Consider the following 12,527-nt stretch of genomic DNA (forward strand, 5'->3'; position numbering starts at 1 on the left):
TAACAATGTGCTTCTAAATTTTGTGGAAGCAATGATTGCCAAATCAAGGAAATTAAATTACATTTGCAGCCCTTTTTCAAGGATAATGATTCCCTTATTTGTGGGAATGGCAGAATAAAAAATAATGAATTAATAACCAAGGGTCGGGCACCCTACAAATTAATGTGATATGCCAGTTAAGATTAGATTACAGAGACACGGTAAAAAAGGTAAACCATTTTATTGGGTGGTTGCCGCCGATTCAAGAGCCAAAAGAGACGGTAAATTCTTGGAAAAATTAGGAATCTACAATCCCAATACCAATCCGGCAACCATAGATTTGAATGTGGATAGTTCCGTAAAGTGGTTGCAGAACGGAGCTCAGCCAACGGATACTGCCAAAGCCATCCTTTCATATAAGGGTGTTCTATTGAAAAAACACCTATTAGGAGGTGTTGCGAAAGGCGCATTGACAGAGGAGCAGGCTGAGGAAAAATTCAGTGCCTGGGTTTCCGAGAAGGAAGCTGCAATCGATGCCAAAAAAGGCGGATTGGATAAAGCGAAGGAAGAAGCTAAAGCAAAAGCATTGGCTGCTGAAAAAGAAATAAACGAGAAAAGGGCTGCTGAAGCTGCGGCTGCTGCACTTCCAGAAACTCCAGAAGGAGAAAGTGCAGAGGAAGAAGTTGAAGCTGTAGAGGAAGCACCTGAAGTACCAGAAGAGGCCCCCGCCGCTCCTGAGATGAAAGAGGAAGAAGCTCCAAAAGAAGGCGAGTAGTTTTAACGATGCGAAAGGAAGATTGTTTCTACCTAGGCAAAATCGTTTCAAAATATAGTTTTAAGGGTGAAGTCCTGGTTAAGTTGGACACAGACGACCCCGAGATTTACGAAAATATGGAATCAGTATTTGTTTCATTGGGAAACAATCTGGTTCCATTTTTTATTAAACGTTCCCGCCTTCACAAATCCAACTTGCTTCGTATCGATTTTGAAGAAGTGAAGGACGAGTCCGATGCGGACAGAATCATGCGCTGTGAACTTTACCTTCCCCTAACTATGTTGCCTAAACTTACGGGCAACAAGTTCTATTATCATGAGGTTATCGGCTTTACCGTCTTGGATGATGTCCATGGGGACATAGGTATTGTTGAAGGTGTTAACGATACTACCTCCCAAGCACTTTTCGAGATTAAAAAAGGGGACAAACAGTTGTTGATTCCCATCAATGATGAAATTATTAAAAAAGTAGACCGGCAATCTAAAACCATTCAAGTGGCTACCCCGGAAGGTCTGGTAGGTCTATATCTAAACTAGCCTTCCAAAGCTTCTTTAGCGAAGGCCAAGCATTTTTTTACTTCAGCAATGGCATCCGAACCTTCGGGAATATCATATTCCAATTCAATGGTAGCAGGAAATGAATAACCATTATCGCGCATCATTTGCAAAGCCTCTACTAGCGGGGTATCTCCCTCTCCCCAAACCACATTGCCCTGGCCATGTTCAGGAGTTTGCCTGTCCTTTACGTGCATGCTTTTTATATGATCGTGTTTTTCCTTGATAATATTCAAGGGGGCTTCATTTCCAGCAGCAACAAAATGTCCTAAATCCAAGTTAAGGGCATTGTATTTGGATTGTTCCAAAGCTGTGTCCCAAAAGGTGGGTGTTTGCTGTGTATGGCCATGATAGGCAACAAATATGCCATGTTTCGAGGCCATTTCCCCTAGTTTTTTAGTGTGTGCATCATCACTTGGGTGTTCCAGGGTCACATGGGATGCCCCTAAGGCCTTAGCAGCTTTGAACCCATAGTTTATTTCTTCATCGGTATTGTCCTTGCCAAAAGCATTGGGCTTAAATGCGTAAATGATTACCCCGGCATCATTATACATTTTCTTAAGTTCCTTAAACTTGTCCATAGAAACTTGAGACCTCCAGGTAGCCACTTTTTCATTATAGACGCCCATGGCCTCTTGCATTTCCGTCAATTTTTTTTCATCCGCTGCTGTTATTGTTCCTTCCCTTTTGGAGCGCATTAATCCCCAAAGCGTTCGTCTGTCCAAAGAACTTTCGGGTTTTCCTGCAAAGGATTCAGCCGGATCTCCCATTAATTCAATGGCGTTAATGCCCGAATCCAACACATATTGTAACGTAGCTTCTGCACTTTGGTCAGGCATACTTCTAAAGGAATACGTAATTACCCCGATTTGCACCCCATTTATTTTAGAGTTTGGGACAGCTGAATTCAGCAACCTATTTTTTCCAAAAATATTTGGACCAATCAGTGTTGTCCCAATGGCCAAAGCGGCTGAATTCGCTACGAAGTTTCTTCTTGAAACTGTGTTTTTTTTGTTATTCATAATACAGGTTTTTTTGATGCTCCATAAATCTTCATTTGTCTCATGGACCATGGTATTTCACGGTCCTCTTGTGGGCCAAAGTTTTTCGTTAAGCTCATACGAATAAACTTGGCCTCAACAGGGTCGAAAATCAGGGAAACATCTGCCTGTTCTCCTTCGCCCTTTTCAATTTCTTTCCATGAAATTCCATCCATGGAGGTTTCTAATCTATAGCCACGCGGATAGGTGTGAAGTGGCGGTGGCGATCCGGGACGCCAACCTCTAGAAATTGGGGTCGCGTTATAGTGAACTTCAGAGACGCTCATAGGTTCCGGGAACTCTACTTGAAACCACATGCCCTCTTCCTGATTACCTCCAGAACTCCATCCCTCAAAATTAAACGCACTGGTAGGGGAGGCCCGGCCACCAATTCTTGTGGGTACGGAATGGCTTGCCGTAATATTCCAATCTTCGCTTGGCACAAGGAGTTGCGGAACCGATGTCATTAACTCATCATATACATAAGGCGCGTTGCGCTCCTCTGTTTTGGTCCTAACGTTATGTACATCCTCAGCGGATACTAATGTTGCTTCATTAGATAAGTTGGTTCGAATGTAGGATACAATGGACGCAATCCAATCATCGGATTGTTCTTTGTTGCCCACCATAATACCCGCTGGGTAGGTTTTTCCATCCAATGGGCCTTCCAGTCCGTGCATCACCGTTTTAATAACATATTCCGGGTGCGATTGTACTCGGGTGGAACCGCTTAAGGCCGGTGCCATGACCAAACCATCTCCAACGGGTGTTCCTGTGCCATCGTTTCCATGACATTGTACACAGAGTTCGTTGAAGATGACCTTTCCTTTTTCCAAGCTGCTCTTTTGGGCTTCGGTAAGCTGATTATTGCCAACTTCCCACCAATTTTTGACTTCTTTTGGTTCTAATATCTGTTTGCCAATGGTCTGTATTCCTTTGGCCGAATTCGACTTGAGTAATTTTTTGAGGGCAACATCGAAGGATGGGACTTCAAGGATGTGTGCCGACAAAACGGCCTGTAAGGCCACATCCACATTTTTATCCTCAAGTAATTTTAAATAATCCTCTCCAAGCGATTTTTTACCCGACTTATAAAGTGTTTCCCCCGCACGCATGGCATGAATACGCATTCTGGGATTGGGGTCTTCCATTAATTTTTCAACCATTTTCTCTTTCAACGAACCCAGACCCTCCAAGCACCACAAGGCATGGAAACGAGCCAATGTATTATCGCTGTTATTAACCATGGCTTCAAGTTCTGGAACGATACTCCTATCCTGTGACAACACAATCAACTGTTGTGCCTTGTCTCGCCACCAACCATTTGGGTGTTCCAAGTGCTTTATAAGTTGGGCCGGTGTTTCATTGAGCATATTCGGTTTGGTCTTGTCCCGTTCCTTGCTATCATGCGTAATACGCCAGATTCGGCCTAGCCCTATTACCTTATCCAGTTGATACTGCTCAATTTTGGTTCGAAGATAGGTGCCTTTTTGCGCCCATTGCCCTTCCTGTATAATTCCATGGTACATATCCGTAATATACATGGTTCCGTCTGGTGCGGTGGTCATATCTACCGGTCTGAACAAAGGGTCTGTGGATCGAAGGAACTCGGATTTTTGGTCCTGGAATGCGTTGTGCAAGGTGGTGATTCCTTCGTTGACCACCGGATCAACCTGGCGCACAATCCGAGCTACTGGTTCTCCATAGAACAATTGTCCGTATAATTCTTTGGGTAATCGGTCGCCACGGTAGATATCGTTTCCGGCCGCACCGGTTACCCTCTTTGGACCACCATTGTTTTCACGAACTCGATCCATTCCTTCCTGAAGATCGCCGATCAATACAGGTGCGCCCCACGGTTCCTCAAAACCTTCGGCATAATTGTCGGTATCCTCATAATCGAAATTACCATAATGTACGGGTTGTTGAAATTGGGATGGTAGGCCGCTCGCACCTCCCAAAAACCAAACCTTTCCATCGTCATCGTGTGTTACGCCCCATTGTGCCCGGTTATATCCCGTATTTTCACGGATGACTCCAGTAGGCGTTTCCCTGACCCGGAAGGCGTTATAGGTGCTGTACATCCAGTTGTCCATGTTGTAATACATAAAGGCCTGTTGGTGCTCTACGTTCCCTGATCTACCGTAATTTGTGGTGAAGAGTTCTTTTTTATCGGCCTTGCCGTCACCATTGGTGTCGGAAAATTTATATACATTATCCTCATCTGAATTCATGGTCAGTACGGCATCCTTTCCGTAGGGCAGTACAAATCGGGGAAAAATAAGACTGTCCACGAAGACAGTTCCCGTTTCATAGATTCCGTCATTATCGGTATCCTCCCATCTGGAGATTCTACTTGTAGGTTCCAAGGTGCCGTCAGAATCGGCCGTAAGCATATAAGTACGCAATTCTAGAACGAACATTCTCCCATTACCGTCGAAAGCGATGGCACCGGGCTGTTCAATTTGGGGTTCGGTAAGTATCGGTTCAATATGGTAGCCTTCGGGCAATAGAAATTTTTTGGCCTCTTCTTCTGGATATAAGGGAAGTACGGGGGATTTTGGATCTAGATCCGCGCCTTTCCAATCTTCATGCTCTGGATCCACATCCGGAGGTAAGGAAACAATAGGAAGGGTATCTGACATCGAGGCGATCACATCTGCCACACTATCTTTATCTACTTCCTTTTTTTCTTGGTTTGAGCAGCTAAGTAATCCTACAATCAAAAAGCCGTAAACTAAAAGAAATGAAAATGAGCGGTTCTTCTTAAAGATCTTATTTAAATTCATTTTGGTCAAGGTCATTCAAAATATACGTTCGGAAATTAACTATATTCATGGCATCTTACAAGTAATTTAACTGGGTATTTTTGAAAAAGTGTCAATGAAACCGACATGATTTAGAATAATCCTTAAAAAAATAGTGTAATCATTAATGGTTACATGTGACTTATCAAAAACAACAATAAAAAACATATGAAACAATTAAATTTTAAAGGATTTGTCTTTTTAATGCTGATTACTATGTGTTCTTGTCAAGAGAGACCACAAAAATCAACTTCAAAAGAAGCTCAGCCACCTAATGTCGTTTTAATTTTTACAGATGACCAGGGATACAATGATGTAGGTGTTTTTGGAGCCGATGACATCGCTACCCCTAATTTGGACCAAATGGCCAAGGAGGGACTGAAGCTCACTAGTTTTTATGCTGCACAGGCGGTCTGTTCCGCATCTAGGGCCGGTATTCTTACCGGATGCTACCCCAATAGAATCGGCATCCACAATGCATTGATGCCCAATAGCGAGATTGGATTGAACCCTGAGGAAACTACCTTGGCCGAAATGCTCAAGTCCCAGGGCTATACTACCGGAATTTTTGGGAAATGGCATTTGGGCGATGCGCCTGAATTGATGCCCAATAATCACGGATTCGATGAATATTTCGGAATCCCCTATTCCAATGATATGTGGCCATTGCATCCGCAGCAAGGGCCTGTGTTCAATTTTGGTCCTTTACCGTTGTACGAAAACGAAAAAATACTGGACACGTTAACGGACCAATCAGACCTCACAAAAAGCATTACCGAAAGGAGCGTGGATTTTATCAATAAAAATAAAGAGAAGCCATTTTTTCTTTACGTGCCCCATCCACAACCACATGTTCCCTTATTCGTATCCGATAAATTTAAGGGGAAATCCGGAAGGGGTTTGTACGGTGACGTTATCATGGAGTTGGACTGGTCCGTTGGGGAAATCCTAAGGGCATTGGAGGAAAACGCACTGACCGAAAATACCATAGTGATTTTTACTTCGGATAACGGGCCTTGGCTTTCCTACGGCAACCATGCGGGGAGTGCCTATCCGCTCAGGGAAGGCAAAGGTACGGCTTGGGAAGGCGGCCAGCGCGAACCTTTTTTGGTGAAATACCCCAAGAAAATCCCATCCAATAGGGTAGTGGATGCACCTGTCATGGCCATCGACATTTTGCCTACCATTGCCGAGGCAACGAATGCAGAATTGCCCCAAAAGAAAATCGACGGTAGAAGTGCCTGGGGCCTCTTTACGGGTGAAACCGACAATAGTCCACAAAAGGCCTATTTCTATTACTATCGCGTCAATGAACTCTTTGGGGTGCGCTATGGAAAATGGAAACTGTATTTTCCCCATACCTATAGAACCATGGAAGGTCAAGAACCCGGTAAGGACGGGCTGCCAGGAGATTATAAAATGGTGAAACTAAAAGATATTGAACTGTATGATTTGGAGGCCGATGTTAGTGAGACCACCAACATTGCGAATTTACATCCGGAGATTATTTCAGAAATTACCGCTATGGCCGATGCCATGCGGGCCGAATTGGGAGATAGCCTTACTGGAATGGAAGGCAGTGAACGCAGGGAGCCAGCTTGGGTAAGATAGAAATGATTTTTTTATAATAAAATAGGGCGACCAAATTTGGTCGCCCTATTTTATCAAATAATGAAACGTGTTTACTCATTTATTCCGATGTCAGCTTGCGCAACCAAGGTTGCCAAGTCATCCGGACTTAAATGCACATTGATATATCCGTCTACTTCCAACACATCCTGATAGCTGAACGGAGTCTCGTCATCCAAGATTTCCACATGTGTGCTACTCATCCCCGAAGTTCCGTCAACGGGATTGAAGCTAAAAATAATCGGACCGGTTTCCTCAGCGCTGTTCGCATGGATATGGGCTGGGTGAACGCCATCTGCCGGGGTTCCTGTGAGTTCGATTACCGCCAGGGCATTTCCGCTTACACGTTCAAAAAACGTGGCATTTCCGCTAATTCCAGGTACATCTACCGAAGCCAAGGCATAGGTTTTGGAAGTACCTGTCAATTCATTTTCGCCTATATCTCCTTGGGCTACCAAAGTGGCCAAATCATCCGCACTCAAGTGAATATTGATATATCCGTCTACTTCCAATACATCATCATATCCAAAAGCCGAGTCATCGTCCAAGGTAGCTACATTGGTCACGCTCATTCCGGTAGTTCCATCCACGGGATTGAAGGTAAATAAAATGTCGCCCGTTTCCGTTGCACTATTGGCGTGGATGTGTCCTGGGTGCATGCCACCATCTGGAGTACCTTCAAGCATAATAGTTGCCAAAGCCTCTCCATTTAGACGCTCTTCGAAGGTCGCTGTACCAGAGATAGTCGGTACGGCAACAGAACCTAATTCGTATGTTTTGGCTTCCCCGGTCAATTCATTTTGCCCAATATCACTTTGTGCAACCAAAGTGGCCAAATCATCGGCACTTAAATGAACATTGATATATCCATCAACTTCCAATACTTGATTATACCCGAATGAAGTATTGTCATCCAACGCGCTTACATTGGTCATGCTCATACCAGTAGCACCATCAACAGGATTGAACGTAAAGATTATATCTCCACCTTCAGCGGCAGTGTTCATGTGGATGTGTGCAGGATGTATTCCATCTTCAGGGGTGTTGTTCAACATGAGTGTCGCCAGGGCTTCACCGTTTACCCGCTCCTCAAAAGTGGCCGTTCCATCAATTCCTTCCACATCCACAGAAGCAAGTTCATAGCTTTTGGCCTCACCGGTCAATTCATTTTGTCCAATATCCCCTTGTGCGACTAAAGTTGCGAGGTCATCCGCGCTTAAGTGAATGTTGATATATCCGTCATAGGTAAGCACATCGTTGTAACCAAAAGCGGTGCCATCATCCAACGCGGAGACATTCGTATTACTTATGCCGGTAGCACCATTGACTGGATTGAAAGTGAAGGCAATATCACCACCTTCTGCAGCCGTATTCATATGTATGTGTCCCGGGTGTATACCATCAGCGGGCGTATTGTTCAATATAATAGTAGCTAAAGCTTCTCCATTTACTCGTTCTGAGAATGTAGCCGTACCGCTGATTTCTTCAATGGCTACGCTTCCCAGTTCATAAACCTTGGTCTCGCCGTTCAGCTCGTTCTGACCTATATCGCCTTGGGCGACCAAAGTTGCAAGGTCATCTGCACTGGCATGGACATTGATGTATCCGTCAAAATCCAACAATTCTTCGTAGGTAATGGGAGTACCGTCGTCAAGCGTAGAAAACGTAACGGAACTCATGCCGGTTGAACCATCCACCGTCCCCAGGGTAATTGCTATATCCCCACCTTCCGCGGCTGTATTAAAATGGATATGAGCGGGATGCATTCCTCCACTTGGGGTATTCTGCAGCTCCAGTTCTACGGTTATGGAGTTGTCCTCGTTGTCAATAATTTTGGCTGTACCCGAGATGTCGGGGTTGGAAACGGAGCTCAGTTGATAGGTTTCGGAATCGCCTCCGTCCACTATTGGAGGAATAAAATCGCCGTCATCATCACTACATGAAGTAACGAGCATTGCGCCCATGACTATGGGCAGGATAAATCTGAATGTTTTTCTAAGTTTCATAATAATTGTTTTTATGTATGTTTATGTACGGAAGATTTTTTCAAGGGTTTGGTTTTTTCCTTTTTTTTGGAACCTAGGCCCTTCAAAATTTTCATACACCTCAAAAAACAACACATTGAAGGATACTTTTTGCTTTAAAAAATTTAAAATTGACCAAGAACGTTGTGCGATGAAAATAGGGACCGATGGTGTCCTTTTAGGCGCTTGGACGAACGTAGATTTTGAGCCACAATCCATTTTGGATATTGGTGCAGGTACAGGTGTATTATCCTTAATGTTGGCTCAAAGATGCGATGCGCCTACAATCGATGCCCTTGAAATCGATGAAAATGCCTACGAACAGTGTGTCGAAAATTTTGAGGCCTCACCGTGGGGCGACCGACTATACTGCTATCATGCTGGATTGGACGAGTTTGTAGATGAAGTGGACGAGGTCTATGATTTGATCATAAGTAATCCGCCATTTTATAGTGAAACCGTATCCAGTGGTAATACCTCAAGGGACTTGGCGCGCCAGAACGATACATTGCCCTTTACGGAATTGGTGGAAAGTGTTTCCAAGTTATTGTCCGATAGAGGTACGTTTTCGGTCATAATCCCCTACAAGGAAACCGAGGAGTTTATCGCACTGGCAAATACCTCGGGTCTTTACGTCTGGAGGATATGTAGCGTAAGGGGGCACAGCGATGCCCCATTAAAGCGTAGTCTGATAGAATTTTCGAGGACAAAGGCCGATGCAATAGTCGAAACATTGACCATCGAAAAGGAAAGGCATGAATATACCGAAGCATACGTGGCCTTGACCAAGGACTTTTATCTAAAAATGTAACTTATTGTTTTTACAATGTTATATTTTTACGTCACTTATAAATCCTATATATGAGAACCGACTTATTCGAAGCGCCCGACTATTATAATTTGGACGACTTGCTCTCCGATGAACATAAATTGGTACGTGATGCCGCTAGGCAATGGGTAAAAAGGGATATTTCCCCTATTATAGAAACATATGCCCAAAAAGCCGAATTTCCCAAGCAGATTATTGGTGGATTAGCGGAAATAGGGGCGTTTGGCCCGTATATTCCAGAGGAGTATGGGGGTGCAGGTCTTGATCAAATCAGTTATGGTCTCATCATGCAAGAAATAGAGCGCGGGGACAGTGGAGTGCGATCCACGGCATCCGTGCAATCCTCGTTGGTGATGTATCCTATTTACACCTATGGAACTGAGGAACAACGCAAAAAGTACCTGCCTAAGTTGGCAAGCGGGGAAATGATGGGCTGTTTCGGACTTACGGAACCCAATCATGGATCCAATCCGGGCGGTATGGAAACAAAGTTCAAGGATATGGGCGACCATTATCTGTTGAACGGGGCAAAATTGTGGATCTCCAATTCGCCATTTGCGGACATTGCCGTGGTTTGGGCCAAGAACGAGGAGGGCAGGATCTATGGACTCATCGTGGAAAGGGGCATGGAGGGATTTTCCACACCCGAAACGCATAACAAATGGTCTCTAAGGGCGTCGGCAACGGGCGAACTTATTTTCGACAATGTAAAAGTGCCCAAGGAGAATTTGTTACCGAACAAATCGGGTCTAGGAGCGCCATTGGGCTGCTTGGACTCTGCCCGATATGGAATTTCCTGGGGCGCCATTGGAGCTGCTATGGATTGCTATGATACGGCCTTGCGATATGCCAAGGAGCGCATGCAATTTGGCAAGCCAATCGCCGCTTTTCAATTGCAACAGAAAAAATTGGCCGAAATGATTACGGAAATCACCAAGGCCCAATTGTTGGCTTTCCGTCTGGGACAGTTAAAGAATGAGGGGCGAGCCACTACGGCCCAGATTTCCATGGCAAAACGGAACAATGTGGAAATGGCCATCAACATAGCCAGGGAAGCCAGACAAGTTTTGGGTGGTATGGGCATTACCGGGGATTACAGTATCATGCGCCACATGATGAATTTGGAGAGTGTGATTACCTATGAGGGCACCCATGATATTCATCTCTTGATTACCGGAGCGGATATTACAGGACACCAAGCCTTTAAATAAGATAACAAATTGCTTAGGTTATCTTAACATATCCTCAAAAATAGGATCTTATTTTTGCCCTGCGTGTAATTAAGATTCATGTAATTTTTTGAGTTAGTTAGCTTAAGCCGATGGGAGCATCGGCTTTTTTGTTTTAAGTATCCAATAAGTGGGAAACCTTCAAAAGACTTTTTGGATTCTCCATTATATATCACATTCCAGTGTCACCTCGAGCAGCCTTTACTGAGGGTAGCCGAAGGGTAGTACAGAGATTATTGAACCTATTGCTTTTAAAATGAGGTCTCTACTGCGCTCGACCTGACATTATTGTTTGTATTTATGACTAATTGCGTACATCCAAAAAGGTCTTATACCACTTTCCCGATTTTTTCACGGTGCGTTTTTGCGTTTTAAAATCGACATGGACCAAACCAAAACCGGGGTGGTAGCCTTCGGCCCACTCAAAATTATCCGTGAGCGTCCACACGAAGTACCCATGAACGTTTAGGCCTTCCTTTTTGGCTTTTAGTACTTGCTCCAAGTGGTCCTTAAGGAACTTCTGTCTTTTCTTGTCCTTGATTTTTCCTTCCGTGAACGTATCCTGAAACGCGGCCCCGTTTTCCGTGATGATAAGATCGGGCATCGTATTATAACCGTTGTATTTGTGTATCATTTCATAGATACTGGGTGGATATACCTCCCAATCCATCAATGTGGTGCGAACATTTCTTTTGGGGGCTTCTATGATCTTGGCCTGGATGTAAGGAATAAAATAGCTGTGTTGTACAACCTCCCTCGTATAGTTTTGTATGCCGATGAAGTCAAATTCAAATTGGCTTTTTTCCATATCCCCGGGTAGGATAAAAGGCTTTAGTTTTTTTAATATCGGCAAATCTTTTTCGGGATAGTCAAGACCTAGGACGGGCTCTATGAAGAGTCGGTTTAAAAGTGCATCCACCCTTTTTGTCGCCCTGATGTTCCTTGGTGATTTGTTTTTTGGTACAATGTAGGAACAGGAGTATGTAGTTCCAATTTTTGCATCGGGAATCCATTTTCGAATCATGCGTCCCCCAACCGCTTGAGACAATTGCGCGTGATGAACGGCAGGAAGAAAATTGCGCATTCCTTTTTTTCCCGGGGCGTGGACTCCCAAAATATAGCCACCGCCGGTAAACACCATAGGTTCGTTCAGTACCATCCAATGTTTGACCCGGTCGCCAAAGGATTGGGCGCAAACCTTAGCGTATTCCTCGAACCAATCCAGGATTTCCCTGTTGGTCCATCCTCCCTTCAACTCAAGCTCGTGGGGTAGGTCCCAATGGTATAAAGTGATCCAAGGAGTTATGTCCTGTTCCAGGCAATAGTCGATGACCCTATTGTAGAAGGCAATTCCCTCCGTATTTATTTTACCCGTGCCCGTAGGCAATATCCTACTCCAGGAAATGGAGAACCTAAAATTTGGGATATTCAAGGATTTCATCAGGTAGATATCTTCCTTGTACCTGTGGTAAAAATCACAACTGGTTTTGGCCGTATCGTTTCCGCGAATTTTTCCCTTCCTTGAGGTAAAAACGTCCCAAATAGAGGGCCCCTTGCCATGTTTGTCATGGGCCCCCTCAATCTGGAAAGCGGCCGTGGAGACCCCCCAAATAAAATCCTTGCCAAAATCTGAGGAGTGAATCTTTTTAGCCATGAGCAAC

At 44.4% G+C, this 12,527-nt stretch carries 9 protein-coding genes; 5 read left to right on the top strand and 4 right to left on the bottom strand.

Annotation, left to right across the window (positions count from 1 at the left end):
• The first annotated feature begins 169 nt into the window (after positions 1-169).
• Both ACZ41C_RS09655 and rimM read left to right on the top strand, forming a co-directional pair.
• Positions 170-754 carry a 30S ribosomal protein S16 gene (locus tag ACZ41C_RS09655; protein WP_464561007.1) on the top strand — a complete coding sequence of 195 codons (585 nt, stop codon included), beginning with the start codon at positions 170-172 and terminating at the stop codon, positions 752-754.
• 8 nt (positions 755-762) lie between these two features.
• Positions 763-1,290, top strand: coding sequence for a ribosome maturation factor RimM (gene rimM / locus ACZ41C_RS09660; RefSeq protein ID WP_464561009.1), 528 nt, complete (start codon positions 763-765; stop codon positions 1,288-1,290).
• Here rimM and ACZ41C_RS09665 read toward each other — a convergent pair.
• Positions 1,287-2,330 carry a sugar phosphate isomerase/epimerase family protein gene (locus tag ACZ41C_RS09665; protein WP_138257774.1) on the bottom strand — a complete coding sequence of 348 codons (1,044 nt, stop codon included), beginning with the start codon at positions 2,328-2,330 and terminating at the stop codon, positions 1,287-1,289. The genes rimM and ACZ41C_RS09665 overlap by 4 nt on opposite strands.
• The gene (locus tag ACZ41C_RS09670; protein WP_464561012.1) at positions 2,327-5,137 is read right to left on the bottom strand and encodes a DUF7133 domain-containing protein; all 2,811 of its coding nucleotides are present in this window, start codon (positions 5,135-5,137) and stop codon (positions 2,327-2,329) included. The genes ACZ41C_RS09665 and ACZ41C_RS09670 overlap by 4 nt, the downstream gene beginning before the upstream one ends.
• Positions 5,138-5,323: 186 nt before the next feature.
• Here ACZ41C_RS09670 and ACZ41C_RS09675 point away from each other — a divergent pair, with 186 nt between their 5' ends.
• Positions 5,324-6,766 carry a sulfatase family protein gene (locus ACZ41C_RS09675; protein ID WP_464561014.1) on the top strand — a complete coding sequence of 481 codons (1,443 nt, stop codon included), beginning with the start codon at positions 5,324-5,326 and terminating at the stop codon, positions 6,764-6,766.
• Between the two features lie 71 nt (positions 6,767-6,837).
• Here the strand turns inward: ACZ41C_RS09675 and ACZ41C_RS09680 are convergent, their stop codons facing one another.
• Positions 6,838-8,790 carry an autotransporter outer membrane beta-barrel domain-containing protein gene (locus ACZ41C_RS09680; RefSeq protein ID WP_464561016.1) on the bottom strand — a complete coding sequence of 651 codons (1,953 nt, stop codon included), beginning with the start codon at positions 8,788-8,790 and terminating at the stop codon, positions 6,838-6,840.
• Positions 8,791-8,905: 115 nt separating this feature from the next.
• Here ACZ41C_RS09680 and ACZ41C_RS09685 point away from each other — a divergent pair, with 115 nt between their 5' ends.
• Positions 8,906-9,619 (top strand): tRNA1(Val) (adenine(37)-N6)-methyltransferase, encoded by a 714-nt coding sequence (locus tag ACZ41C_RS09685; protein WP_464561018.1) that lies wholly within the window; start codon positions 8,906-8,908, stop codon positions 9,617-9,619.
• Positions 9,620-9,669: 50 nt separating this feature from the next.
• The gene (locus ACZ41C_RS09690; protein ID WP_464561020.1) at positions 9,670-10,848 is read left to right on the top strand and encodes an acyl-CoA dehydrogenase family protein; all 1,179 of its coding nucleotides are present in this window, start codon (positions 9,670-9,672) and stop codon (positions 10,846-10,848) included.
• Positions 10,849-11,170: 322 nt separating this feature from the next.
• Here ACZ41C_RS09690 and ACZ41C_RS09695 read toward each other — a convergent pair whose 3' ends face one another.
• On the bottom strand, positions 11,171-12,520 hold the full coding sequence (locus tag ACZ41C_RS09695; RefSeq protein ID WP_464561022.1) for a GH1 family beta-glucosidase: 1,350 nt from the start codon (positions 12,518-12,520) through the stop codon (positions 11,171-11,173).
• Positions 12,521-12,527 lie beyond the last annotated feature (7 nt).

This window comes from Maribacter sp. C-4077 (assembly GCF_055378385.1).